General features: G+C 40.1%; 25 protein-coding genes. 17 read left to right on the plus strand and 8 right to left on the minus strand.

Going from position 1 to position 25,457, the window contains the following annotated elements; genetic code table 11:
• From ACEQ81_RS14275 to ACEQ81_RS14300, 6 genes are all read left to right on the plus strand, one after another.
• On the plus strand, positions 1-1,392 hold a 1,392-nt coding region (locus ACEQ81_RS14275), incomplete at its 5' end, for a gliding motility-associated C-terminal domain-containing protein (protein ID WP_411031588.1).
• 8 nt (positions 1,393-1,400) lie between these two features.
• Positions 1,401-2,369 (plus strand): type IX secretion system membrane protein PorP/SprF, encoded by a 969-nt coding sequence (locus ACEQ81_RS14280; protein WP_411031589.1) that lies wholly within the window; start codon positions 1,401-1,403, stop codon positions 2,367-2,369.
• Between the two features lie 83 nt (positions 2,370-2,452).
• Positions 2,453-2,986 (plus strand): isopentenyl-diphosphate Delta-isomerase, encoded by a 534-nt coding sequence (gene idi, locus ACEQ81_RS14285; protein WP_411031590.1) that lies wholly within the window; start codon positions 2,453-2,455, stop codon positions 2,984-2,986.
• Positions 2,983-3,393 (plus strand): 6-pyruvoyl trahydropterin synthase family protein, encoded by a 411-nt coding sequence (locus tag ACEQ81_RS14290; RefSeq protein ID WP_411031591.1) that lies wholly within the window; start codon positions 2,983-2,985, stop codon positions 3,391-3,393. The genes idi and ACEQ81_RS14290 overlap by 4 nt, the downstream gene beginning before the upstream one ends.
• 38 nt (positions 3,394-3,431) lie before the next feature.
• On the plus strand, positions 3,432-4,400 hold the full coding sequence (locus tag ACEQ81_RS14295; RefSeq protein WP_411031592.1) for a type I phosphomannose isomerase catalytic subunit: 969 nt from the start codon (positions 3,432-3,434) through the stop codon (positions 4,398-4,400).
• 31 nt (positions 4,401-4,431) lie between these two features.
• Entirely contained in the window at positions 4,432-4,701 is a 270-nt protein-coding gene (locus tag ACEQ81_RS14300; RefSeq protein WP_411031593.1) for a hypothetical protein, read from the plus strand.
• Between the two features lie 48 nt (positions 4,702-4,749).
• On the opposite strand, the gene ACEQ81_RS14305 is transcribed toward ACEQ81_RS14300, so the two are convergent.
• The 5 genes from ACEQ81_RS14305 to ACEQ81_RS14325 all read right to left on the minus strand — a co-directional run bounded on the left by ACEQ81_RS14305 (position 4,750) and on the right by ACEQ81_RS14325 (position 12,130).
• Positions 4,750-5,457, minus strand: a complete 708-nt coding sequence (locus tag ACEQ81_RS14305; RefSeq protein ID WP_411031594.1) for a DUF4369 domain-containing protein — start codon at positions 5,455-5,457, stop codon at positions 4,750-4,752.
• A gap of 45 nt (positions 5,458-5,502) precedes the next feature.
• Positions 5,503-6,765: a DUF819 domain-containing protein gene (locus ACEQ81_RS14310; RefSeq protein WP_411031595.1), complete on the minus strand. Its 1,263-nt coding sequence runs from the start codon at positions 6,763-6,765 to the stop codon at positions 5,503-5,505.
• Between the two features lie 31 nt (positions 6,766-6,796).
• Positions 6,797-7,597 carry a Cof-type HAD-IIB family hydrolase gene (locus tag ACEQ81_RS14315; protein WP_411031596.1) on the minus strand — a complete coding sequence of 267 codons (801 nt, stop codon included), beginning with the start codon at positions 7,595-7,597 and terminating at the stop codon, positions 6,797-6,799.
• Position 7,598: 1 nt separating this feature from the next.
• Positions 7,599-9,794: a DUF5916 domain-containing protein gene (locus tag ACEQ81_RS14320; protein ID WP_411031597.1), complete on the minus strand. Its 2,196-nt coding sequence runs from the start codon at positions 9,792-9,794 to the stop codon at positions 7,599-7,601.
• A gap of 86 nt (positions 9,795-9,880) precedes the next feature.
• Positions 9,881-12,130: a transglycosylase domain-containing protein gene (locus ACEQ81_RS14325; protein WP_411031598.1), complete on the minus strand. Its 2,250-nt coding sequence runs from the start codon at positions 12,128-12,130 to the stop codon at positions 9,881-9,883.
• A gap of 103 nt (positions 12,131-12,233) precedes the next feature.
• Between ACEQ81_RS14325 and ACEQ81_RS14330 the strand changes: the two genes are divergently transcribed.
• Complete coding sequence (locus ACEQ81_RS14330; RefSeq protein WP_411031599.1) at positions 12,234-13,007, plus strand: S1/P1 nuclease; 774 nt, start codon at positions 12,234-12,236, stop codon at positions 13,005-13,007.
• Positions 13,008-13,041: 34 nt separating this feature from the next.
• Here the strand turns inward: ACEQ81_RS14330 and ACEQ81_RS14335 are convergent, their stop codons facing one another.
• Positions 13,042-13,914, minus strand: coding sequence for an AraC family transcriptional regulator (locus ACEQ81_RS14335; protein WP_411031600.1), 873 nt, complete (start codon positions 13,912-13,914; stop codon positions 13,042-13,044).
• A 215-nt stretch (positions 13,915-14,129) separates the two neighbouring features.
• Here ACEQ81_RS14335 and ACEQ81_RS14340 point away from each other — a divergent pair, with 215 nt between their 5' ends.
• Positions 14,130-14,717 (plus strand): hypothetical protein, encoded by a 588-nt coding sequence (locus tag ACEQ81_RS14340; protein WP_411031601.1) that lies wholly within the window; start codon positions 14,130-14,132, stop codon positions 14,715-14,717.
• A 135-nt stretch (positions 14,718-14,852) separates the two neighbouring features.
• On the opposite strand, the gene ACEQ81_RS14345 is transcribed toward ACEQ81_RS14340, so the two are convergent.
• Complete coding sequence (locus ACEQ81_RS14345; protein ID WP_411031602.1) at positions 14,853-15,491, minus strand: MOSC domain-containing protein; 639 nt, start codon at positions 15,489-15,491, stop codon at positions 14,853-14,855.
• A gap of 102 nt (positions 15,492-15,593) precedes the next feature.
• On the minus strand, positions 15,594-16,007 hold the full coding sequence (locus ACEQ81_RS14350) for a hypothetical protein (protein ID WP_411031603.1): 414 nt from the start codon (positions 16,005-16,007) through the stop codon (positions 15,594-15,596).
• A gap of 233 nt (positions 16,008-16,240) precedes the next feature.
• Here ACEQ81_RS14350 and ACEQ81_RS14355 point away from each other — a divergent pair, with 233 nt between their 5' ends.
• The 9 genes from ACEQ81_RS14355 to ACEQ81_RS14395 all read left to right on the plus strand — a co-directional run bounded on the left by ACEQ81_RS14355 (position 16,241) and on the right by ACEQ81_RS14395 (position 25,457).
• On the plus strand, positions 16,241-16,813 hold the full coding sequence (locus ACEQ81_RS14355; RefSeq protein WP_411031604.1) for a Crp/Fnr family transcriptional regulator: 573 nt from the start codon (positions 16,241-16,243) through the stop codon (positions 16,811-16,813).
• Positions 16,814-16,953: 140 nt separating this feature from the next.
• On the plus strand, positions 16,954-18,768 hold the full coding sequence (locus ACEQ81_RS14360) for an acyl-CoA dehydrogenase (RefSeq protein WP_411031605.1): 1,815 nt from the start codon (positions 16,954-16,956) through the stop codon (positions 18,766-18,768).
• Positions 18,769-18,795: 27 nt separating this feature from the next.
• Positions 18,796-19,572 (plus strand): glucose 1-dehydrogenase, encoded by a 777-nt coding sequence (locus ACEQ81_RS14365; RefSeq protein ID WP_411031606.1) that lies wholly within the window; start codon positions 18,796-18,798, stop codon positions 19,570-19,572.
• 12 nt (positions 19,573-19,584) lie between these two features.
• Entirely contained in the window at positions 19,585-20,808 is a 1,224-nt protein-coding gene (locus ACEQ81_RS14370) for an acyl-CoA dehydrogenase family protein (RefSeq protein ID WP_411031607.1), read from the plus strand.
• A gap of 3 nt (positions 20,809-20,811) precedes the next feature.
• The gene (locus tag ACEQ81_RS14375) at positions 20,812-21,879 is read left to right on the plus strand and encodes a phosphotransferase family protein (protein WP_411031608.1); all 1,068 of its coding nucleotides are present in this window, start codon (positions 20,812-20,814) and stop codon (positions 21,877-21,879) included.
• A gap of 34 nt (positions 21,880-21,913) precedes the next feature.
• A complete protein-coding gene (locus tag ACEQ81_RS14380; RefSeq protein WP_411031609.1) occupies positions 21,914-22,669 on the plus strand; it encodes an SDR family NAD(P)-dependent oxidoreductase in 756 nt (251 codons plus the stop codon).
• 4 nt (positions 22,670-22,673) lie between these two features.
• Positions 22,674-23,438: an enoyl-CoA hydratase/isomerase family protein gene (locus ACEQ81_RS14385; RefSeq protein WP_411031610.1), complete on the plus strand. Its 765-nt coding sequence runs from the start codon at positions 22,674-22,676 to the stop codon at positions 23,436-23,438.
• Between the two features lie 14 nt (positions 23,439-23,452).
• Entirely contained in the window at positions 23,453-24,457 is a 1,005-nt protein-coding gene (locus ACEQ81_RS14390) for an NADP-dependent oxidoreductase (protein WP_411031611.1), read from the plus strand.
• Positions 24,458-24,473: 16 nt separating this feature from the next.
• Positions 24,474-25,457: an NADPH:quinone oxidoreductase family protein gene (locus tag ACEQ81_RS14395; protein ID WP_411031612.1), complete on the plus strand. Its 984-nt coding sequence runs from the start codon at positions 24,474-24,476 to the stop codon at positions 25,455-25,457.

The raw sequence follows: 25,457 nt of genomic DNA on the forward strand, positions 1-25,457 counted from the left end.
AACCCGGGGACCATTACACGTACCTATAGCGTAACGGACGAGGCGGGCAACAGCATCACCGTTACCCAGGCCATAACGGTTCAGGGTGTGAATCCCGATATTACCATTGGTGATGCATCGGCCATTGAAGGAACAGATATTAATTTCCCAATAACGCTCAGTAGGGCCAAATGCAACGAAGATTTAACCCTCACCTTGGCATTAACAAATGGAACAGCGGATAATACGGATTACACAACAACGGATGTACAAATAACAATACCAGCAGGTAGTAGCACCGCTACAGTAGCAGTGCCTACAACGAACGATATGATACCAGAACTGACCGAAGATTTCACCATAAGTATAAGCTCAGTGGATTCGGGGACTGCAGGAAATATAACAGATACTGCCATTGGTACAATATTGGACAACGATGGACCAATTGTGGACATAGATGCGGACGATGATGGTATAATTGACAGTTTTGAAGATCTAGATTTGGATTTGGATGCAGATCCTTCGACCAATCCTACGGATTCAGACGGAGATACCTTCCCAGATTACCTAGATATTGATAGTGACAATGATGGTATTCCAGATAATGTTGAGGCACAGACTACTTTGGACTATATTCCAACAAGTAATAACGATACCAATGGAAACGGTTTGGATGACGTCTATGAAAGTGGCGGAGCCTTGGGTCTGTTCCCAATAGATACAGATGGCGATAGTCTCCCAGATTATCTGGATAACGATAGCGATAATGATAATGTACCGGATAATATTGAGGGTAATGATTATGATACCGATGGTTTACCAGACGTAGTCCTGATAGGTTCGGACAAGGACAACGATGGTTTAGATGATGGATACGAAGGCAATACGGCAATCGATATCGATATTAATGATGAAATTAATGATCCATTGAATGATCTGCCAAATACAGATAACGATGATGAATCGGACTATCGAGACACGGATGATGATGATGATGGTATTGAAACTATTGATGAAGATACCAATGGTGATGGCGATTACGCAAATGATGACGTTGATGGCAATGGCATTCCAAACTATCTTGATTCAGATCTAATTGTAAACGAAGAAGAGGTTGAAGTTTTCAATGTGGTTACCCCCAATGGAGATGGAATTCACGATGTGCTTACTATTAGAGGACTAGAGAATTTCCCTAACAATACCATAAAGATTTACAACCGATGGGGTGTACAAGTTTACATAACCAAAGCATACAACACCGAGGGTAATGTATTCGACGGTACTTCAGAAGGGCGTATTACTGTAGATCAAGATAACAAATTGCCGGTAGGTACCTATTTCTACATTTTGGATTATGAGAATGAAGTAGGTGAAATGAAATCACTTTCCGGATACATATATATAAATAGATAAAAGAATAGATGTTAAATCGAAAACCCCATATAGACCAATTTAAAACACTTGCTTTTTTCGCATGTCTTATGTCCATGTTGGTCACGAACCTAATCCATGGCCAACAAGATGCCCAGTATACACAGTATATGTATAATACGGTAAGCGTTAATCCCGGATATGCCGGATCTAGAGGCCATCTTAGCGTAGCCGCGCTTCACAGGTCGCAATGGGTAGGCTTGGATGGGGCACCAAAAACGCAAACCCTAAACGTACATTCACCTATTGGATATAGGGGTGCTGGTGGCGGAATATCTATTGTGAACGATCAAATAGGACCCACTTCCGAGACGTATTTGGATGTGGATATTTCCTATACCATACAGACTTCACTTAACGCTAGATTGAGTTTTGGGTTAAAAGCGAGTGGACACTTATTGGATATCCGTTTTTCAGAATTGAATCAAGATATTACCAACCCAGGAGGTCCGGACCCTACTTTGCAACAAGATGTAGATAATAAATTTTCACCCAATATTGGGGCAGGGGTTTACTATCATACAGATAAATTTTACATTGGCCTATCCGTACCCAGATTTTTGGAGACTACGCATTTTGAGGAATCTTCTTTATCGACAGCGGCGGAACAAATGAATTTTTATTTTATCACCGGGTATGTATTTGAAGTAAATCCGTTTCTAAAATTTAAGCCTACCGTTCTTACCAAATTGGTACAAGGAGCTCCTTTACAGGTTGATGCGTCGGCAAATTTTATGCTTAACGATAAGTTTATCCTAGGAGCGGCCTATAGATGGGATGCAGCCGTAAGTGCCATGGCTGGTTTTCAAATTTCGAACGAGTTTTTAATAGGAATTGCCTATGACCGCGAGACTACGGACCTTGGTAGGGCAGTTTTTAACGATGGTTCTTTTGAGGTGATTCTTAGGTATGATTTTATGAAGACCAAGGGTAATGTAAAATCGCCTCGCTTCTTTTAGCACATCTTCCAAGTTTTCTTTTCGGTTTCATTTTATATCTGGCTTAAACCAAAATATAGGGTTAAAGGTCTTATTTTTGCAATATGCAAGAAGAGAATGTAATATTGGTAAATCAGTTTGATGAACAAATTGGTACTATGCCAAAAATGGAAGCACATGAAAAAGCGGTACTCCACAGGGCCTTTTCAGTGTTTATTATGAATGAGAAAGGCGAAACAATGTTACAACAACGTGCGGCCCATAAGTACCATTCACCTTTGTTATGGACAAACACCTGCTGTAGTCACCAAAGAGTGGGAGAAACCAATATTACGGCCGGAAAAAGAAGGTTGAAGGAGGAAATGGGTTTTGAAACGGAACTTAAAGAACTCTTTTCTTTTATTTATAAAGCGCCCTTTGATAACGGTCTTACCGAACACGAATTGGATCACGTGATGCTTGGGTACTATAATCAGGAACCAACTATAAATAGGGAAGAGGTAATGGACTGGAAGTGGATGAAACCCATGGACATTAAACGGGATATCACAAAAAACCCTGATAGATATACAGCTTGGTTTAAAATTATTTTTGATAAGTTTTACGATCATTTTGAACAAAAAAAATCAATAACATGAAGGTAAAAGTTAGCAGAAGAGCACATTTTAATGCTGCGCATCGACTGTATAGAAAAGACTGGAATGCTGAAAAGAACGAGGCTACTTTTGGTAAATGTAGCAATCCCAATTTCCATGGACATAATTATGAGCTGATTGTAAGTGTCACCGGTGAGATCGATAAAGAGACGGGCTTTGTGATGGATATGAAAGTCTTAAAAGATTTAATCAAAGAAAAAATAGAGGACCTTTTGGATCATAAAAATTTAAATGTTGAAGTTGCGGAATTTAAAACGTTGAATCCCACGGCGGAAAACATAGCTGTAGTAATATGGGATAAACTAAGACCGTACATAGACAAGAAAAAGGATCTGGAGGTAGTACTATATGAGACTCCTAGAAATTTTGTCAGCTACACTGGAAAGTAAAAGCAATAATCTGTAAATAATAAACAAAACAAATATTTATGCATTTATATCCGTTTAAGTTCCAACCGATATTAAAGGAACGCCTTTGGGGAGGGACAAAACTTGGAGATGTACTAGGAAAACCAATTACCAACGATATTACCGGGGAGAGTTGGGAATTGTCTGCGGTAGAAGGAGATGTGTCTGTAGTAGCCAACGGACAAATTGCAGGTGCTTCGCTCCAAGAATTAATAGACAAATACGGTTCGGATCTATTGGGAAAAAGCGTTGCTCAGCGTTTTGGTAGGGAATTCCCCATATTGATCAAGTTTATAGATGCCAAACAAGATTTATCTATACAACTGCATCCAAACGATGCCTTGGCCAAAGAACGGCACAATTCTTTTGGCAAGACCGAAATGTGGTATGTAATGGACGCGGATGAGCAAGCAAACCTTATTGTAGGGTTTAACAAAGAAGTAACACAGGAAGAGTACGCCCGAAGCCTTGAGGACGATACATTACTAGATTTATTGAATTATGAAGCTGTAAAAGAGGGTGACACTTTTTTTATAAATACGGGCAAGATACATGCGATTGGAGCTGGGGTATTGCTTGCCGAGATACAACAAACATCGGATATTACCTATCGTGTATTCGATTTTAATAGAAAGGATAAAAATGGCAATCTAAGGGAATTGCATACCGATTTGGCCCTGGATGCCATAGATTATTCTAAGAAAGATGATTTTAAGGTTCATTATTCGCAAGAGATGGATAAAGTGAACAATATGGTAGATTGCCCTTATTTTAAAACCAATTTCCTTAACCTATCTGCTGATTTAAAACAAGATGTTACCAAAAGGGATTCTTTTACCATTTACATGTGTACCGCCGGTGCCGCAACAATTGAAAATGATAATGGAAGTGTGGTGATAAAAAAAGGAGAAACGGCACTGGTACCTGCCAGCAGCAATACCATTAATATACATACCGATAATGCCAAACTTTTAGAGGTTACTATTTGAAAAAGCGTATTTTTGCAAAAAAATAATTACAATGGCAAGTATTAGGGATTTAAAAAAAGACATTAATTACGTTTTAGGAGATATCATAGAAGCTGTATACCTTGCGGAGGCTACTACGGATAAGCAAAATTCGAAGGAAGGAAGTGCTATAATAGATGGTGCTATCGCTACTTTTGATAGCTTAATTGCACAAGTGAACAAGAAGGATGTTGAAAACAGAAAAAAGCATTTGGCAGGCGTAAGGGCAAACTTGGAAAAAGAAGCTACTGCCTTAGTTGAAAAACTAAATAAGCTGGGATAACATATTGCCTAGATAATATTGAGAGCATCCACAAAGTGGATGCTTTTTTTATTTCGCGGATTTTAGCTCATCAAGATAAGTTCTCAAGGCTTTACCGTACTTAGAATTTGCAACATTTTCCGGTAATGAATTACTAATGGAATCCAAGTATTTTGGATTGGCATCTGCAACTTCGGTCAGTGCTATATACGGAGCTATATAGGAATCCTTGTTGTTTAGTGCAAAGTTTAGGGCATAGAGGTAACCACGTAGTACATTTTTATCACTAAGTTGCTGGATGGAATCCATGGCCAAGGAATCTTTTTGCACTTCTGGATCAAACGCTGTTTGTACAATTTCGAGGTTCTTCGTATTGAATTTGGACATCACCTGCTGATATTCCTCTAATTTTTTATGGCTCTCGGATCCTTCTATTTCCGCATTGACATCAAAGGTATTCCACGCCGTGTTAATGGAAATAATTCCAGGTTCCCCAAAAAAGGTAATACGATCGTTAAGATCGTTGTTATCCTCTTTTTTAAGGTATAAATAAAAAATTTCTGGGCTTTCTAGTTCTGTTTTAAACAAAAATTTTCCATCACCTTCAATTTCCAGAGAGTCTATAATGGTCAACGTAGAGTCTTCAATTTTCTGAAGGTAGAGCGCTCCTTTTTTTAATCCTTTTACCGTGCCCGTTACAGTCATGGTATTTTCCGTATCACCTCCACAAGAAATTATTGCAATACTAAGAACAAGAAGCAGTATAATTTTTTTCATTCTAGAAATTTATCGGCACAAATATCATCAAACTTGGGAAGAAAACTAAACTTTTGAGGCAATTTCCATTAAGTAGGCGCATAACAAAGCGCCACCGGTACCTACTACATAACCAAAAACTGCCAAAAGCACGCCCACCGAGGTTAAGGATGGGTGGAATTCTGCCGCAACCACGGGCGCTGAAGCCGCCCCTCCCACATTGGCCTGACTACCAACCGCTAGGAAAAAATAGGGGGCTTTAATCAATTTTGCTACGATGATAAGGAGACCGGCATGTATTGTAATCCAAATAAGGCCTATGGCGATTAACCCCGGATTTTCCAATACTTTGCCCAAATCCATTTTCATACCAATGGTGGCAACCAGAATGTAAATGAACATGCCGCCTATTTTACTGGCACCGGCGCCCTCATAATTCTTGGCCCTCGTAAACGATAAGAGAATACCTATTAGGGTGGCTATAACTACCATCCAAAAAAAGCCAGAACCAAGAAATGAAAGGAAGCTTTTTTTGTCCTGTACAGCTTCGAAATTATCGGTTAAAAAGCTACTGATATGACCTCCAAACAAATGGGATATGCCAACAGCCGCAAAGGCAAAAAAGAGCATCATCATATAGTCGTTCAGTGTTGGCACTCTTGTGATTCTTTCTGAAAACTCCGTTACTTTTATTTTTAAGGTTTCAATGGCCGTTGTATCGGACTTTAGCCAACGGTCTATACGTTTGGTTTTCCCAACTCCCAAAAGAATAATGGCCATCCATATATTAGCGACTACAATGTCTATGAGAACCATACCTCCATATTTTTCGGGATTGTATTTAAATATTTCGAGCATGGCCGCTTGGTTTGCCCCACCGCCTATCCAACTTCCGGCAATTGTGGACAACCCCCGCCAAATGGCATCAAAATCATTTCCGCCAACGGTTTCCGGAGAAAATATCGATACAATTAAAATGGCCAGTGGGCCTCCTATAATTATGCCCACACTACCTGTTAGAAACATAATCAGAGCCTTGGACCCCAAGTTGGCTATGGCCTTTAAATCAATACTTAATGTCATCAATACCAAGGCGGCGGGTAATAAATACCTACTGGCAACGAAGTACACATTACTGGTTTCATCGGAAATTAATCCCACACTGGCTAAAATAGCGGGTAACAGATAACACATAAGTACCGCTGGCACAATGGAATAAAACTTTTTCCAGAAACCACTTTTTATGGAAGAAGTGTAGAAAATGAAACCGAGGCATAAGGCAAGTAGCCCAAAAACCACAGTATCGTCGGTAAAAACAGGTTGATTCATAGAAGCAAGATTAAGCTCTTGCCAAATATAATCAAATTAGGATATGCTGTTGGATAAAGTAAGCAACTCCGTCTTGCGTATTTTTTAGGGTTGTATGGTCTGCAATGGCCTTAACTTCATCTCGGGCATTACCCACCGCTACGCCGCAACCCGCATATTGCAACATATCTATATCATTATAGTTATCCCCAAAGGCAACAACATCTGCCAAAGACTTATTTTTAAGCAGTGTCTGTATTGCAGAAAGTTTAGAAACCGGTTTGGGGGTAATTTCTATTAAAGTGTTGTTAGAACGATAGAGATGTAAGTAAGCATTAAACTTTTCTAAGAGCCTTGGCATAATGCTGTCAGCGGAAGATTTTGTTGCCATTAGCATTATTTTGTGGGCACCAATACCACTGTCCTCCCATCTCTTAAGTGTTTCCGAAGTATTTTCAAATACGGGCATGGCGTGGGTATATTTAATTTCTTTCCCTACCCGTTCGGAAATCTCTTCCACATACCAATCATCCTTATGGTACAATCCAAGTTTTATACCAAGTTCATCGCACATCCGATGTATATTGGCCAGATGGTTTACTGCAATGGTTGTAGAGGAAATTTCTTGGGAACCATTTAAAATTAGTGCACCATTGTAACAGATTATGGGTTGATCTTCTATCTGCAACCTCTTCTGAAGATAGGTTATGGACTTGGGCATTCTGGCGGAGACCAAAACAATATCTATTTTGTCTTTTATTTTGGAGATTTCCGAAATGGTAAAATCCGAAACATCATCCTTGGATGACAATAAAGTCCCGTCCAAATCGGAACACAATACCGAATATTTCATCTTATATGTTTAGCCAGTAGGTAAATTTAAGGTTTATAGATCTATTTCTGGGCTGAAAACTGTTTACAAAATAATTATCGTTGTAAACAATGAAAAGATCCGATAGTGGGGCAAAACGCCACTGTAGACGGGAATTAAAACCCAGGTTATCTTGCTGGTTACTATATTGAACCAGGGTTGACCAAAAAACAGACTTACTAAATGTAAGATTGATTCTTGGACTTATTAGCCATAGATCTGCGCTGGGGAAGGGATTAGGCAAATTAATGCTATCGTAATTAAGTGCCAGGGAGAGAAAAACTTTTGGTTGTAGCCTAAGGCGCATTTCGGCTTCCATGGAGAATCTTTCCCCATTGTAAAACCTTCCAATATTTGGTTCTAGGGAATATGAAAACACTTTTCTACTGTCCGATTGGTATTCCACTTCAAAGCTGGTATAGTAAAACCCTTCATTGGCCGGTAATGCAATGGCCCCGTCCGTATCGGTAGGATCAAATTCTTCGGTTAAATACGTAAATCTGTTAAACATTTTAACCTCAATTTCGGTTTGGTTCCTAAATTGGGCGCTCCATGAGGAAAAAAGTAGATAATCGGTATTCTTATAGTCCAGCGTTGGCCTCCAAATCGCATTTGGATTAAAGTTGAAACCATGACTGTTTATTTTTCCTTTTTTTGGCCAAAAAGTATATTCTATGAAGGGTCTGGCCGCAATAATGTCGTTTCTTCTAATAAAACCTAGATCGGACCTAAAGTCGTTCCCCACATAATTTCCACGTAGTCCCCAATTTAGTCTTCTAGAGTTGTAAAACAGTTCTAAGCCCGCAGCGCTATCATCATTGCCAATATCATGTGCGAACGACTTATGGCCAAAAAATTTGCCCACCCAGGTATTATCCTTTGATGCCAAGTTATAATCGAGTCCTAGTACTCTGTTGTACCGGTCTTCATCGGCCAAGAAGTCATAGTCTTTAAAAGTTTCCCTGTTTACCAAAATAAAGCTGAGGTTAGATCTTGCAAACATTTTCTTCTGCAGCGCAAAAACAGTATTGTTATTACTGGGAATTTCATTACCGAGATCTTCTTCGGTCTGAATGTTTAAAAATCCTAGACGCCAGTCCTCATTCAACTTTCCACTTAACCTAACACCACCAATGATGCCATTTTCTATGGTCTCATCTTCCAAATTTTCCGCTATACCTATCCTTCTGGAAAAAAAAGGGTTGGAGTCCCGGCTATTTCCAAAGGTGCCAAAGAGATCATTATTATCAATAAAAAATTGTCTTCTTTCTGGTAGGGAAATTTCAAAGCGAGTAAGATTGGTAATGATATTATCTACCTCCACATTAGAAAAATCGGGGTTTACCGTTATATCAAGGTTCATACCATTGCCAATGGCTACTTTTACGTCTCCCCCCACACTAAATTTGTTGGGGCTCTCGTCGGTTTCAAAATCCTTTTGGACACTGGTATTCATATAGGGGATAAGGGCCAAAGGTGTCCTGGATTTACCCAGGGGTTTTTCAAAAACCATATCTCCCATGAAGGCGAGATTAAAAATAAGTTGATTTTGAGGAATTTTGGCCCAAGTACTCCATTCGTTGGTCTTTGTATCAAAACGGTAACTATTAAACCGCCATTTGGTCTCACCTTCCTTAAATTTAAAAGAGGTTAAAGGTATGGCCATTTCAACGATATAATGGTTGTCATATATTTTTGATTCCCCTTTCCATTTAACGTCCCAAGAAGTTGTAAACCCTTCAAAATCTGACCCTCCGTTAAAAATTAAGGCTTCTCTGCGCACGCCATAAGGGTTCATTCCAAAAAGGAAAGCATTGGTTCCGTCATTGAAAGTATCGAAGAGGAAACTAATATTATCTATACCGCCAGCTCTATAATCTCTTTCCAATGAAGAGATTACATAATCATTGCCATCAGTACGGATCGTAGCCCCAATATATAGGGTAGTGGCATCGTATACCATTTTAACGATAGAAGGTTGGGAGGCCAATACGGAATCCGAAGGAAAATACTGTTGAAAATCGTTGGCACTTTCTGCCGTTTCCCATACGGATTCATCCAAAACTCCGTCCAAACTGATGGTTTCGGTGATATATTTTACTGTAAATTGTTTGTTGTTTTGACTATGAAGAAGTACTAACGGAAGAAGAAATGCAAGAGAGCAAAAAAATCGCGTCATTAATTAAGAATTAGCTGGCCATCAAATTTAAACGTTTAAATAGTTAAAAAAATCCCAAAGTTTAGCCAAATAAACTTCAAGTTTTGTTAACGCGAGTTTTTGAATTTTTTCGTTTTCTTCTTTTTTGGATTTTTGAATAAACGCTTAAAAAACCCATCTTTTTTTATTGGTCTACAATCTAATTTTGCAGTTAGGGAGGTGTTTGGTTCTTGAAACTTTGCTTTAGTCAGATAATTGAAAGACCTATCCTGGTTTAGTTGCTGGTACCATAAGGCGAAGATGGGTAAGGCCGCACTGGCACCTTGTCCTAGACTTGTACTTTTAAAACCAATTTCATAATTGTTGAGTCCAACCCAAGTTACATGGATAAGGTTTGGAGTGATGCCAACAAACCAAGCATCTTTATTGTTCTGGGTAGTTCCTGTTTTACCGGCAATATCGTTACCTAGGCCATATTTTGATCGTATTCTTGATGCTGTGCCAGTATCTACTGTTTCCTTTAGCATTTCGAGCATTAGTAGGCCAGTTTCTTCTGAAAATGCAGGTTCGTTCGATAAGGTTGGCTCAAAAGAGGCCAGTGTAGCATTTTTACTATCGGTTATCCCAGTTATTAAAAACGGTTTAACAGGCCTTCCTTTATTGAGATAGCTGGCATAGGCCCCGGCAAGTTCTTCGATTGTTATTTCACCGGTGCCCAGGGCTAGCGAAGGCTTATTTGGTAATGTTGCCGAGATACCCATTTTTTTTGCCTGATCGATCACCACGGGTATACCTGTTTTTTCAAGAACCTTAACCGCTACGGTATTTACGGAATTGCTTAAGGCTTGCTCCATAGAATAGTTTAAGTAGGTCTCGTCCTTATCGCCGGCATTGCTTGGACTCCATCCCTCCATATTTTTATATTCTACCTCTTGCGCTGAAAAGTAGGTACACGGATCAATGCCTTTTTCAATGGCCGCTGTATAAACAATAGGTTTAAAGGTAGATCCAACCTGTCTTTTAGCTTGGGATATATGATCGTATTTAAAATATTTATAATTGATACCTCCGATCCATGTCTTTACTGCCCCAGTCCTGGGCACCATTGCCAAAGAACCCGTATTGAGGAATTTAATATAGTGTTGCAGACTATCTATAGTGCTTGCCGTTACATTTTTATCTCCATTCCAATCGGTAAGTACCATAAGTTTTTTCTGCTGCAAAGAGTCCCAAGCGGCGTCTTCATTTACCCCAAGCCTTATTAGCTGTTTGTAGGGGGCAGATGCCTTTGTCAATTTTTTAATAAATCGCTTATTTGAAATCCATGGCGCGCTTTTACCGTAACTTTTTTCAAAGCTTTTTTGCAGGGAAGCCATATGTTTTGCCATTGCTTTTTCGGCTAACAGTTGCATCTTATAGTCCAAGGTGGTGTAAATTTTTAAACCAGAAGTATAAATGTTATAGGATTTGCCCGCTTTGTTCTGTACTTTAATCCAGTGCTGAATTTGTTTTCGTACTTCTTCCCTAAAATAAGGTGCCAATCCGGTATTATGATCAAATTCCTTATAGTTCAATTCCAGTGGTAGTTTAACAATACTATCTTTTTGAGTTTTGGAAAGATATTCGTTATTGTACATGGACTGCAGTACCAGATTACGTCGTTTAAGGCTTTGTTCGGGAAATATTCTGGGATTATAGCCATAGGTGGCTTTAAGCATACCTACTAGCGTTGCCGCCTCCTGGGTGTTAAGGTGTTTGGCGCGTTTGTTGAAGAATTTTAAGGCCGCACTCTCTATACCAAAAGTGTTGCCCCCAAACGAAACCGTGTTTATATATAGGGTAAGCAATTCTTCTTTGGAATAAATCTTTTCCAATCGAGATGCAATGATAATTTCTTTTATTTTGTTTACGGATAAGGTGGCCTTAATTCTATTTTCCCTGGGATACAGGTTTTTAGCCAACTGTTGGGTCAATGTACTTCCGCCTCCCGCAGACTTGTCTTGAAGCAAAATTGTTTTAAAAGCTACCCGTAGCAAGCTTTTATAGTCTACCCCAGAATGTTCGTAAAAACGTTCGTCCTCAATGGCTATAAGGCCTTCTAACAGGGTTTTTGGTAGATCGTTATAAGCAATAGGCTGTCTGTCGTACAAATAATACTTGCCAATAAGTACACTATCTGCAGTAAATACCTCCGAAGCTCTTTGATATTCAAAATTTGAAAGTTCGGTTTTATTGGGAAGTTTGCCCCAAGCGCCTAAATAGACACTAGCGATAAAAACGAACAAACAGGCCACACCGGTCATCAACCCTATGACCAGATATCTAAGTATCGGGGATTTTATACGTTTAAGTAGCAATACGATGTTTTAAAAGTGCAATATGCGTTTAAATATCTAAAATAGGACAAGTCTTAACAATAGATTAAACTTCATTTTTCTAATTTTGGACAAATCTTATAAAATGAACAGACTTTTCATCCTTATCATGTTTGCTACCCAAATAGCTTTTGGAAATGATATGTTTTGGTCCAAGACGGGACATAGGGTAATTGGGGAAGTGGCCCAGCAGCACCTTAGCGGTAAGGCCAAACGGGCCATTGACAAATTGCTGAAAGGACAGGGTTTGGCTATGGTATCCAATTATGCGGATGAAATTAAGGCCGATAGAAGCTTTTCTAAATTTAGCGCTTGGCATTATGTAAACTTTCCGGCAGATAAGAAGTATACAGATCAGGAGCCCAGTCAATATGGCGATGTTGTTATGGGTATTCAGAAATGCATTGCTATAATAAAGGATGAAAAGAGTTCGGAAGCGGACAAGGTGTTTTACTTAAAGATGCTGGTACATTTGGTAGGTGATTTGCATCAACCCATGCATGTGGGACGCTTGGAGGACAAGGGAGGCAATGATATCCAAATTCAATGGTTTGGAGAAGGAACCAATCTTCATAGGCTTTGGGATCGGGATCTGATAGTAGCATATGGAATGAGCTATTCCGAGCTTGCCGCCAATTTACCCGAGCTTACCAAAAAACAAAAAAAGGCGATACAAGAAGGCGATGTATACAGCTGGGTAGAAGAATCTCAAGAATTGGCAAATGAAGTCTATGATTCTGTGGAAGTAGGAGAGAAAGTCGCCTACAAATACAGTTACAAGTATACCGAAACCGTACATCGGCAACTGCAAAAAGGAGGATTACGTTTGGCGAAAGTACTGAACGACCTGTTTAGATAAGACAGTAACAATCAGTGCCTTCTAACACAACAAATTACTTCAATACAATTTTCAGCTGTTTTCTGTACTCTGATGGATTTTGCCCTGTAAAGGACTTAAACGATTTGTTGAAATGGGAAAAGTTATTAAATCCGCTCTCAAAACAGACCTCGGTGATGCTCATGGGTTTCTCCGCCAATAACTTGGATGCGTGCACAAGGCGATACTCATTCACAAATTTTGTAAACGTTTTATTAGTAATCTTTTTAAAGTAGCGACAGAAAGAGGGTACGGTCATACTTACCATATCTGCCATTTTCTCTAGGCTTATCTCTTCGGTAAAATTGCTTTTCACATAATTGAACACAACATTTATGCGATCATTGTCCTTCACCTCTGCCTCCATAGAAAATCCCTCGGCATTCAATAATTTAAATTCTAAGGAGTTTCCTAATTCGTTGAGGATACTGAGAATGGACAATAACTGCTGAAAATCTGTCTGATGTTCCATAGTTTCTATACTATCCCCAATTTTTCTTTTGGTGTTTCCATGAAAAGCAATACCGCCTTTGGCTGTTTCAAAGAGCGATTGGATTTTTTTCATTTCCGGAATATCGAAAAAGTCGTTCCCCAAAAAATCCTGCTTCATATGCACAACGGTTTCACTTTTATTGCCCGTTAATTTATCCGTAAAACCGCAGTGGGGCAAATTGGACCCAATAAGTATAAGATCCCCATCTGTATAATAGGATACATGACTCCCTATTTGACGTTTACCGGTGCCGCCATTTACAAAAACAAGTTCTATCTCCGGATGATAGTGCCAAGCGTTGTATTTGTAGTCTTTGTAGTCCTTAAACCTCTGGTAGGTAAAAGAGTGTCCAAAATCTGGCGCAATAGCTTCAAAAGCCGGTTTTTGTTTTAGCATTTTTTTCTAATCTATAGTATAAAATTAGACAACCAAACATCTATATATCTCCACAAAATTAACTAAAATATATGGTATATTAACCTATATAAAATTTAACGTTTTGTTTACAGTTAAAATAGCATATAAATTGGAAAAAGGTGCTGTAGTGAACACGTAATTACTTGTCTAAGTTTGTAGTGTAAATTATTTAGTAATCTAAAACCTAAAATGTTATGAAAACAGTTCTAAAATTTACAGTAGTGATTGCCTTATTATTTGTTACGGTAACAGGTATGGCAAATGAACCTAAACTTTATTTAGTAGCTAACGAAGATGCCAAAAGTTTGGTTTTTAAATTGGACAATCAATCCAAAGAAACTTTGCTCAAGTTTATGGATATGGATGATCATCTTATTTATTCAGAGAAAATTTCAGATGAATCGGTTTATTCCAAAAAATTTGATCTAAGCAACCTTAAGGACGGTGTATATTATCTGGAGACAGAGGATCTTCATAAGGTTCTTACCTATACTATCGCTATAGACAAGACATCTATGGAAATAGTGGATAAAAAGGAGAATGTAAAACCCACCTTTCGGAGAAAAGGAAATATGGTTTATGTTAATTTCCTAAACCGAGATCTTAAAGCAGTGGTACTTAAGGTATACGATAGTGAAGATCGCTTAATTTATAAGGAAGTTATGGAAGGTGATTTAGTAGTGGGAAAGGCCTTTAATTTTCAAAAAGCTTTTGAAGACAGCTATACCGTAGTTGTTAAGGACGGCAAGAATACGTATTACGAACAAGTATCAATAGAATAGTTGGTTATTTTATGTTTAGTTAATTATTAATTCATGCAAAAAGGGGCCTGACAAGGCCCCTTTTTATTTTGGAATAATTTATCGAAGCCGAATACTGTTTTTTCTGATATAGAAACTTTCGTACTTCAAATATTGCTATTTAAGCAAGAATTTTGCAAAACGATCCCTCTTATACTGGGGCAAGGCGCTATTGTCAACCGCCAATTGTACCAAATCTGCATCCTTTTTTCTATCATAAAGCAATTTATAAAATTGCGCTATGGAAAGTGTATTCTCAGATTCCGTTTCCAATACCAGTTCATCACCAGCGTTCACCGTCCCCTGCTCCAATATGCGCACGTAGCTTCCAGGACATCCATGGTCTATAAATTGCTTTAAAACTCGCTGATCACCAAAACGTATCCCTAGTTTAAAGCAGGGCTCTCTAGGTTGCGAAATTTGCACCAGGGCAGAACCTATTCTGTATATATTGCCTATTCGAAGCTCAGATTCGTCCAAGCCTTCAACCGTTAAATTTTCTCCGAACATGCCCCAATCCCATTTCAAATTTGGGTACTTGGACTGCCAGTAAGGGTACTGGTCCTTGGAAAACAAATAACATGCCTTATGGACACCACCGTGCACCTTGCGGTTTGCAATGGTATCGTCCATTACTGTTTCCAAATTAAGCGTAATCCCCTTTTTTGTGGGATACTTAAAAATCCCTGTTTGTAACGTTTCACCGTTCCAAACAACGGTGGTAGCTTTTCCAATATTTGTAGCAATTACCTTCATGGTATAAAGATAAAGAACCCTCCTATAGGTTGCCACGCATATAGTTAAAAATATTTATTGGAAATTAAGGAGACTATGGCAAATAATAGAATTAGAAAACTACTATCTTGCTTTGGAGATTGTTTCCGTTTTTTTGATCAATGGCTTAAACTCCATAATATTTATAAAGATTAAGTTTTCCCCAATATTTTCTAGGTCGCTTATATAATTTGTATCCTCGGCCTTAAAAAATTGTGAATCCCCTTTTTTGAGATGGATCATATTAATTTTACCATCCCCTCTTCTGGATATTACCAATCCGTTGGTATGCGATACCCAACAATAGTTTGTGCTCTGTTTTCTAAAAGGGAGACGTTCTTGCGGAAAGAGCACTACTTCCCAAACCAGCATATTTTCATTCTCAAAAAGTAATTTTTGTCCAAGGGATTTACTCACCTGTTGTTCCTTTAATTCTTGTACCTTGGAAGATTCCCAAGGGTCAAAATTCCCTTTGGGATTTAATTCAACACATTTCATACATCATTTTTTATTTCAAAAAAGCTTACAAAATTAGTGTGTAATCATCGGATAATCAGATTTATAAGTGTTAAATAAATCCTATTTATTACAACGATAAAAAGTTTTGATTTTCGCTAAGTTCTAAGTAATACGAGTTGCTATGTCTTACGAATAATGATAGGGATATGGCCAAAATTATTGGTATTCTTCATTTAGGTAACTATTTTTGATTTTATGTCAAACAAAGTATTTTGGAAAAACTAAAGCATAAAATACGGTCATACGCAGAAGTTTCGGACGCCGATTTAAATTACTCGCTGCAGTTCTACCAAAAATTGACTTACAAAAAAGGGGAGGCCTTAATTAGTCCGGGGCAGTACGTAAAATGGTTTTACTATCTGGACAAAGGATGCATTAGCTACTATACCGAGGACGATGACGGTATTAAGGTAATGGAGTTTTTTACCGAGGACGACTTTTTCACCGATTTGTATGCTTACATCGAGGAGATACCCGCCACCACCTATTTGCGCGCAACCGAAAACTGTGTGGTTTATGCAATTTTAAAGGAAGATGTGCAAAAATCCTTTGACCATTCGCACGATTTGGAACGTTTTGGCAGACTCTCCATGCAGGTGTCCTTTGTGGAAATGTTCCGCAGAAATAATCAGCTCAAAAACCTATCCAATCAAAAGCGGTATTTGCGACTTTTAGAAAAGAGACCTTCGCTTTTTCAGCGTGTGCCTCAGTATTTGATAGCTTCTTATTTGGGGCTTACACCGGTAGGGCTTTCCAAGATCAGAAAAAGAATTAAGAGTTCTTAAAGCGCTATTTTCTGTGCCCACACTCAACAAATTGTTTTAGCTGATATCAAATTTATTTATTAAACCTGTTTAACAAGATTGGCCGAATTATACTTTATCTTAGGGTGCTACTTGTTTAATAATCAAAATGTACTTCAATTATGGCACAGCGGTATATTGACCTGGATACCTTAAAATATCTTCTTTATGATGTTCATGACCTTAAAGGACTGTTGTCCTATGAGCGCTTTGAAGACCACGACATCGCTTCTTTAAACCTTTTCTTGGATTCGGTAAAAGAGTTTTCGGATAGAGAGTTGTTCCCTTATTTTCGTGAGATGGACGAAAACCCGGCCTACCACAAAGACGGCACCGTAATGGTGCATAAACAAGTTGAGGTGATGATGAAAAAAGGCGGGGAAATGGGTTTGATTGCCGCCCCTTTTGATTATGAGGTCGGCGGTTTGCAGATACCACTCATTGTACAAACTGCATCTACTTATATCCAAGATGCGGCAAACAATCATATGCCAGGTTATGCTGGCTTAACGCTCGGCGCGGCAGAGCTGATCGTTCATTTCGGAAACGAAGAGTTGAACAAGGCATACGTTCCCAAAATGCTTTCCGGGGATTGGGGAGGTACCATGTGCCTTACGGAACCCCAGGCGGGAAGTTCTTTATCTGATATTACAACAAAGGCAACACCCACAGAAGACGGATACTATAAAATAAGTGGACAAAAAATCTTTATTTCCGGAGGCGACAATCAGTTTGCGGAGAACATTGTACACCTTGTTTTGGCACGTATAGAAGGAGCACCTTCGGGTACTAAGGGAATTTCCCTTTTTGTGGTACCCAAAAATAGACCAAACGAAGACGGCACTTTGGTTAAGAATGATGTAATGACAGTGGCCGATTTTCAAAAAATGGGACAGCGGGGTTATTGCACAACCCATTTGGGATTTGGAGATACGGACAATTGCCGGGGATGGCTTGTAGGAGAGCCCCATTCCGGGCTTAAATATATGTTCCTAATGATGAATGGAGCACGGATAGGCGTGGGCAGGGGCGCTGCAGCAATTGCCATGGCGGCATATATGGCATCTTTGGAGTATGCAAACGAAAGGCCTCAGGGAAGAAAACTTACCAGTACAGGTAAAAAGAATCCCGATGAGGACCAAAGTTTGATTATTGAGCACCCGGACGTGCGTCGTATGTTGTTGTTGCAAAAATCAATCGTAGAGGGTTCCCTTAGTCTTGTACTTTTGGCAGCGAAATATTATGATATTAAGCAATCTACCCAGGACAAGGGAGAAAAACAAAAATACGATTTGCTGCTAGAAATGATAATCCCCATTGTAAAGACATTTCCGTCAGAAGCAGGGGCAGAGGCAGTGAATAACGGGCTACAGGTCTTGGGAGGCTATGGATATTGTTCGGACTTTATTCTTCAGCAGTATTATAGGGATATACGCATATCGGCCATTTATGAAGGTACAACGGGGATACAATCGCAAGATCTTTTGGGAAGAAAAGTACCTTTGGAAAATGGCAAGGCGCTAGCGCTGTTGAGCGAGGAGATAATGAAAACTATCACGGCTGCTCTTAAACACGAAGAATTGGCCTCCCAAGCTTCCAAGTTGGGTGATAAATTAAAACTAACACAACAGGTATTAGGATATTTAGTGCCCTTTGCAAAAAAAGGGGATCATGAACGGTATTTGGCCGATGCCAATTTATTTATGGAATTTTTGAGCATAATCTTGGTAAGTTGGCTGTGGTTAGATATCGCTGTGAACGCAAAAGAGCGCTTGGGAGGCAAAGAAACTTCTTATTCAAAGGAATTTTACGAAAGTAAAATCCATACCATGAAATTCTATTTTAAGTATGAGTTACCTAAGACAATGGGCTTGGCAGAGACCTTGATGGATGGTGATCCATTGACAATAAAAACAGAAACAGAGGTATTCATTTAACCGGGAAAGGAGTAAATCCATATGGGTATGACCAACGTAGAGAAACAATTTAACCTTAAGGGCAAGGTAGTTATCGTTACCGGATCTAGTAAAGGAATCGGTAAGGCAATAGCAAAGGGGCTAGCAGAAAACAGCGCCCATGTAATAGTTAGTAGCAGGGACCAGGAAGTTTGCGAATCCGTGGTTTCAGAATTTAAGGAAGAAGGGTTGAGTGCCACGGCCATATCTTGTCATATAGGCAAAGAAGAACAGCGAAAAGCCCTGGTAGAACAAACCATCAAAGATTTTGGCGGGATTGATGTTTTGGTAAATAATGCAGCCATAAACCCCATATTCGGCCCTTTGGAAGAAGCAGAGGAAGGTATTTTTGATAAGATTATGGATGTAAATGTGAAGGCACCATGGATGCTTTCCAATCTAGTTCTGCCCAGTATGCAGGAGCGCAAAGGCGGAAGCATTATAAATATAGCCTCAGTAGAGGCCCTTACCCCAGGAATGGGACTTGGACTTTACAGTACCAGTAAAGCGGCCCTGTTGATGCTTACGAAAAATCAGGCCAAGGAATGGGGCAAATATGGTATTAGGGCCAATGCGTTGTGCCCGGGACTTATAAAAACAAAATTTAGCGCCGCCTTATGGCAAAATGAGCAACTATTGCAAAAAGTAGAACGGGCCTTACCAAGTGGGAGAATGGGAATGCCCCAAGAAATGGTAGGGATAGCCTGTTTATTGGCCTCCGACGCCGGGGCATATATGACCGGGGGCGTGTATACCGCCGATGGCGGGTATATGATAGCCGGTTAAAGTTTAAGAACTATGAATTTTGAATACACGGACAGATCCAAGGAATTGCAAGAAAAGCTAAACGCTTTCGTAACACAACATATTCTTCCTATAGAACACGAAGTTTATGCCTTTAATCTAAATCCTAAAAATTATTGGAAACGCTGGCCTGGGTTAGATGCTTTAAAAGAAAAGGCAAAAGAGGCCGGTTTGTGGAATATCTTCTTGCCAAAGAATTATGGAGCGCTTAGTCCAGGACTCACCAATTTGGAGTATGCCCCACTTGCAGAAATCATGGGGCGCATTATTTGGTCTTCGGAAGTCTTCAACTGCAGTGCTCCAGATACGGGAAACATGGAAGTTTTGGCCAAATACGGAACGCAAGCACAAAAAGAAACATGGTTGAAACCCTTAATGGAAGGTAAGATAAGGTCGGCATTTTTAATGACAGAGCCACAGGTTGCCTCATCCGATGCTACCAATATAGAAACATCGATTATTGCAGAAGGCGATGCGTATGTCATCAATGGAAGAAAGTGGTGGTCATCGGGAGGTATGGACCCACATTGCAAAATAGCCATTGTTATGGGAAAGACCGACCCAAAAGCGCAGAGACATCAGCAACAGAGCATGGTATTGGTACCTATGGACTCCAAAGGACTAAAAATTAAAAGGCCGCTATCGGTTTTTGGCTACTATGATTCGCCCGAAGGACATGCCGAAATTGTATTGGATAATGTTCGGGTACCCAAGGAGAACCTGATTTTGGGAGAGGGTAGGGGTTTTGAAATTGCCCAGGGCAGATTAGGTCCTGGACGGATACATCATTGTATGCGGTTGATAGGTATGGCGCAGCGTGCTCTGGAATTAATGTCTCAAAGAGCTTCGGAGCGCATCGCTTTTGGAAAAACTTTTAAAGATTACAGTAGTATCCGTCAGGAGATTGCAAAATCGCAATGCGAAATAGAACAAGCCCGATTACTTACACTTTCTGCTGCGGATAAAATGGATAAGGCGGGGAATAAGGAAGCCAAAGATCTTATAGCGATGATAAAGATCGTGGCACCAAAAATGGCCTTAAAGGTAATAGATAGGGCCATCCAGATCCATGGGGGCAAAGGTGTTGGGCCAGATACGCCCCTGGCCCATTATTTTGTAGCGGCCAGAATGTTACGATTGGCCGATGGCCCCGATGAGGTACATATGTATCAGCTTGGAAAAAGTGTAATTGCCAAACATGTAAAAGCACAAAAATAGTTAATGATTAGCGAGCAAATAAAATCAGTGCGTAAGGGAGAAGAATTGGATGGTTCCAAGCTGAAAGCATTCCTTCTAGACCAAGAACTGATTAAAAGTGATGGTTCGGAATTGATAGTAAACCAGTTTACCCACGGATATTCCAATCTAACCTATTTACTACAAATAGAGGACAGGTCATTTGTTTTAAGACGCCCTCCCTTTGGTGCCATAAAACGTGGACACGATATGGGAAGGGAATATAAAGTGCAAAAGGCCTTGGCTACAGGTTTTTCCAAAGTTCCAAAGATGTATGCATTTACTTCGGATGAATCTATTATAGGTTCCTCGTTTTACCTCATGGAACAGGTAAAGGGTATTATTCTGACTTATGGGGAAGCAAAAAGACGTAATATTCCAAAAACGGATTACCCCATTATTGCAGATACATGGTTAAATACTTTTGTGGCCCTGCATCAAGTAGATTACAAAGCCATTGGATTAGACGATCTTGGAAAACCGGAAGGCTACGTTTCGAGGCAGGTTACCAACTGGAGCAAGCAATATATCAAAGCAGCCACCGATGATGTAGCCGTTGCAGGAAAGGTCATGGAGTGGATGGAAGAAAATCAACCTAAAAAATATCAACACAGCCTAATACACAATGATTATAAATACGATAACGTGGTTTTTAAGGATGATTCATGGACCGAAATTGTAGCCGTGCTGGATTGGGAGATGGCCACTTTGGGAGACCCTATGATGGACTTGGGAACCTCCTTGGCCTATTGGACCATGACAGGTGATCAGGATGCAGTAAAGCAAGGGATTCCGTCCCCAACCATTTTTGAGGGTAACCCCAGTAGAACCGAACTTGTAGAAAAGTATACCTTAAAAAGTGATAACAAGGTTGATCATCTTGTTTTTTATTACGCATTCGGGCTCTTTAAAATAGCGGTCATTGCCCAGCAGATCTATTATAGGTTTAAACATGGCTTCACCAAAGACCCTCGTTTTGCTTATTTGAACAAAGCTTCTGAACTCTGTTGTAATTTGGCGTGGAAATCGATTCAAACACAAAAAATTGATTGAAGTGAAAGTGAATGTATTGTAAATAGTTAAGAAAATGCAAGTACAAAATAAAATAGTTATCGTCACGGGAAGCGGTTCGGGCATTGGTGCCGCCGCCGCCAAACATTTTGGACGGCATGGGGCCAAAGTTGTGGTTTCGGACATCAAGGAAGAGAAGGCAAAAGCCGTTTCCGAAGAGATAAAAAATGCAGGTGGGGAGGCTATCGCCATATCTGCGGATGTAGCTGATTATAAAGAGGTAAAATCCTTGATAAAGGATACTGTAGGCCAATTTGGACGGTTGGATGTTATGGTAAACAATGCAGGTATAGGGCCCGAACACCTTTATAAAACCGCGGACCATACACTTTCAGATTGGGATAACGTCATTGCGGTTAACCAAACCGGAGTGTTTTATTGTATGAAATTGGCCCTACGGCAAATGTTGGAACAGGGTAATGGGAATATTGTGAATATAGCTTCACTGGCCGGCCTTAAGGCATCACTTAACAACTTGTCTTACAGTGCAAGCAAGTTTGCCGTGGTTGGAATGACAAAATCGGCGGCGTTGGAATACGCCTCAAAAAATATCCGTATAAATGCCGTTTGTCCGGGCTATACAGAATCTGATCTTTTGAGCAAACTCTTGAACGCAAGACCGGATATGGACGAGATGTTAAAGCGGGTTATACCCATGAACCGATATGGTAACGTGGAAGAAATAGCTGAAGCCATCGTATGGCTGGCATCTGACAACACTAAATTTATTACTGGCCAAACAATTACCTTGGACGGTGGAACTTCATTATAGGACTATGGAAACCATTGAAATAGAAAAAAAAGAAAATTATGCTATTGTAAGATTAAACAGGGGTAAGGTAAACGCCATAAACCATCAAATGGTTACTGAGCTTACCGCAACTTTTAATGATCTTCAACATAATGACACGGTAAAAGGGGTAATCCTTACCGGGATACCCCATTTTTTCTCCGCTGGTCTGGATGTAATCGAACTCTATGGTTATAACGAAAAGGAAATAGCGGCCTTTTTTGCTGATTTTGGCACCCTGCATGTGCAATTGGCTACTTTTCCCAAACCTTTGGTATGTGCAATAACGGGGTACGCACCCGCCGGGGGTTGTGTGCTTGCCGTAGCAGCAGATTACCGTATTATGGCCGCTGGGGATAAATATACCATTGGTCTAAACGAGGTTGCGGTAAACATCCAAATATCCAACAACCTTGTAAATGCATATGCCTTTTGGATCGGGACCGGGCTTGCGCATAAATATGTATTGGAAGGTAAGTTACTACACGTGGAAGAGGCCTTGACATGCGGCTTGGTAGATGCGGTACTTCCTTTGGAAGAGGTGCTTGTTAGAGCAGAGGAAAAAATGCGACATTACTTACAAGCCGATGAAACCATTTTTAAAAACACCAAACAAAAGTTGCGAAACACCTGGTTGTCCAACCTAGAAACAGATGGCGCCAAAGATTTAGGCCAGGCCATAACATTATGGTGGTCTCCCCCAATAAGGGCAAAAATGAAGGCTTTTGTAGATAACCTACAAAAGAAATAACTAAAGCAAAGTATATGAACAAACAACTTATATTCAAAAAAAGACCCGTGGGTATGCCAAAATCGGATACCTGGTCTTTAGAGACACACCCTATCCCAGAACCCAAGGAAGGCGAAGTGGTGGTACAACAGCATTATATATCGTTAGATCCGGCCATGCGCGGCTGGATGAACGATGCCAAGTCCTATATCCCCCCAATTCAGATTGGGGAAGTGATGCGGGCCGGATCGGTAGGTAAAGTAGTTAAAACCAACAATCATCCTAAATTTAATGAAGGCGATTTTGTGAGCGGATGGGGCGGTGTGCAACAGTATGCCGTTACCGATGGGGAAAATTGGTACAAAGTAGACGAAAGAATTGCACCCTTGCCCATGTACATAGGAACATTGGGAATGCCTGGGATGACAGCCTATTTTGGAATCCTTCAGGAAGGTAAGATCAAAGCGGGTGATATTGTGCTGGTTTCAGGAGCGGCAGGAGCCGTGGGAAGCCTCGTGGGACAGATAGCTAAAATAAAGGGCTGCACGGTTATAGGCATAGCCGGTGGGGCCGATAAATGTAAATATATTGTTGATGAGCTTGGTTTTGATGGAGCTATAGACTATAAATCGGAAAATATAGCCACCGCTTTGAAAAGAGAATGCCCAAAAGGAATCGATGTCTATTTTGACAACGTAGGTGGTGAAATTTTGGATGCTGCTTTAACAAAGCTTAGAATGAATGCTAGGGTGATCATTTGTGGCGCCATTTCCCAATATAACAACCGGGAGAATGTAAAAGGGCCAAAAAATTACCTTTCCTTACTCGTCAACAGGGCTAGTATGAAAGGGATGATTGTTTTTGACTATGCCAACGATTATGGCAAAGCTGCCCAGGAAATGGGTACTTGGATCGCTTCGGGAAAGTTAAAGAGCAAGGAAGATATCTATGAAGGAATCGAGAATTTTCCTGAGACTTTTGAACGTTTATTTACCGGCGCCAAATTGGGAAAATTGGTTTTGAAAGTTATTGAAGATTAATTTTAAAAAAGAGGTTTTGAAAGCAATTGTTTGCGAGCAATTTGGTCCGCCATCAAACTTAAAATACAGGGAGATTGGCAATTTAGAACCAAAAGAGAATGAAGTTTTGGTAACGGTTGAAGCCTGTGGGGTCAACTTTCCCGATACTTTGATCATTCAGGGCCTATATCAATTTAAACCAGAGCTACCCTTTATACCCGGTAGTGATGTTGCAGGTGTTGTAAAGGAAGTTGGCGCAGGGGTAACTCATGTACGTCCTGGAGATGCCGTATTTGGTTTTGTGCTTAATGGCGGATTTGCTGAAGAGGTTGTAGTGCCTGCCACAGCCTGTTTTCCAAAACCAGACCAAATGGACTTTTCCATAGCGGCATCGTTTATGATGGCCTACGGTACCTCTTACCATGCACTAAAAGATCGTGGAAACCTTAAAGAGGGAGAAACCCTATTGGTTCTTGGCGCATCTGGAGGCGTAGGGCTGGCCGCCGTTGAATTGGGAAAATTAATGGGTGCCAAAGTTATTGCTGCCGCGTCTTCACCGGAAAAACTAAAACTTTGTGAACAATATGGAGCCGATGAGGTTATCGATTATGTAAACGAAAATCTGAAAGAGCGTATAAAAACACTTACCAACGGATGCGGTGTTGATGTAATCTATGACCCGGTTGGAGGCAATTATACAGAATCTGCCCTGCGTGGTATGGCATGGGGTGGCAAGTATTTGGTGGTTGGTTTTGCCGCGGGTGAGATACCCAAGATTCCATTGAATTTACCGCTTTTGAAGGGATGTGCCATTGTTGGGGTCTTTTGGGGCAATTTTGCCATGAAAATGCCCAAAGAAAACATGCAAAACACCAAAGAGCTGATGCAGTGGTATGCAGAAGGTAAATTAAAACCCCATATTTATGGTGTCTACCCGCTTAAAGAAGCCCCGAGGGCTTTGGAGGAAATGATGCAACGCAAGGTAATGGGAAAAGTAATAATTGGAATTAAAGCAAAATAA

This window comes from Spongiimicrobium sp. 3-5, from assembly GCF_046557915.1.
Classification (GTDB): domain Bacteria; phylum Bacteroidota; class Bacteroidia; order Flavobacteriales; family Flavobacteriaceae; genus JBHEBG01.

Excerpts from the sequence above, each read along its gene's own strand:
- ACEQ81_RS14375 (WP_411031608.1), top strand. The coding sequence starts at position 20,812 with ATGATTAGCGAGCAAATAAAATCAGTGCGTAAGGGAGAAGAATTGGAT.
- ACEQ81_RS14320 (WP_411031597.1), bottom strand. The coding sequence starts at position 9,794 with ATGACGCGATTTTTTTGCTCTCTTGCATTTCTTCTTCCGTTAGTACTT.
- ACEQ81_RS14345 (WP_411031602.1), bottom strand. The coding sequence starts at position 15,491 with ATGAAGGTAATTGCTACAAATATTGGAAAAGCTACCACCGTTGTTTGG.
- ACEQ81_RS14385 (WP_411031610.1), top strand. The coding sequence starts at position 22,674 with ATGGAAACCATTGAAATAGAAAAAAAAGAAAATTATGCTATTGTAAGA.
- ACEQ81_RS14350 (WP_411031603.1), bottom strand. The coding sequence starts at position 16,007 with ATGAAATGTGTTGAATTAAATCCCAAAGGGAATTTTGACCCTTGGGAA.
- ACEQ81_RS14295 (WP_411031592.1), top strand. The coding sequence starts at position 3,432 with ATGCATTTATATCCGTTTAAGTTCCAACCGATATTAAAGGAACGCCTT.
- ACEQ81_RS14390 (WP_411031611.1), top strand. The coding sequence starts at position 23,453 with ATGAACAAACAACTTATATTCAAAAAAAGACCCGTGGGTATGCCAAAA.
- ACEQ81_RS14290 (WP_411031591.1), top strand. The coding sequence starts at position 2,983 with ATGAAGGTAAAAGTTAGCAGAAGAGCACATTTTAATGCTGCGCATCGA.
- ACEQ81_RS14340 (WP_411031601.1), top strand. The coding sequence starts at position 14,130 with ATGAAAACAGTTCTAAAATTTACAGTAGTGATTGCCTTATTATTTGTT.
- idi (WP_411031590.1), top strand. The coding sequence starts at position 2,453 with ATGCAAGAAGAGAATGTAATATTGGTAAATCAGTTTGATGAACAAATT.
- ACEQ81_RS14360 (WP_411031605.1), top strand. The coding sequence starts at position 16,954 with ATGGCACAGCGGTATATTGACCTGGATACCTTAAAATATCTTCTTTAT.
- ACEQ81_RS14305 (WP_411031594.1), bottom strand. The coding sequence starts at position 5,457 with ATGAAAAAAATTATACTGCTTCTTGTTCTTAGTATTGCAATAATTTCT.
- ACEQ81_RS14365 (WP_411031606.1), top strand. The coding sequence starts at position 18,796 with ATGACCAACGTAGAGAAACAATTTAACCTTAAGGGCAAGGTAGTTATC.
- ACEQ81_RS14280 (WP_411031589.1), top strand. The coding sequence starts at position 1,401 with ATGTTAAATCGAAAACCCCATATAGACCAATTTAAAACACTTGCTTTT.
- ACEQ81_RS14330 (WP_411031599.1), top strand. The coding sequence starts at position 12,234 with ATGAACAGACTTTTCATCCTTATCATGTTTGCTACCCAAATAGCTTTT.
- ACEQ81_RS14335 (WP_411031600.1), bottom strand. The coding sequence starts at position 13,914 with ATGCTAAAACAAAAACCGGCTTTTGAAGCTATTGCGCCAGATTTTGGA.
- ACEQ81_RS14370 (WP_411031607.1), top strand. The coding sequence starts at position 19,585 with ATGAATTTTGAATACACGGACAGATCCAAGGAATTGCAAGAAAAGCTA.
- ACEQ81_RS14315 (WP_411031596.1), bottom strand. The coding sequence starts at position 7,597 with ATGAAATATTCGGTATTGTGTTCCGATTTGGACGGGACTTTATTGTCA.
- ACEQ81_RS14380 (WP_411031609.1), top strand. The coding sequence starts at position 21,914 with ATGCAAGTACAAAATAAAATAGTTATCGTCACGGGAAGCGGTTCGGGC.
- ACEQ81_RS14300 (WP_411031593.1), top strand. The coding sequence starts at position 4,432 with ATGGCAAGTATTAGGGATTTAAAAAAAGACATTAATTACGTTTTAGGA.
- ACEQ81_RS14310 (WP_411031595.1), bottom strand. The coding sequence starts at position 6,765 with ATGAATCAACCTGTTTTTACCGACGATACTGTGGTTTTTGGGCTACTT.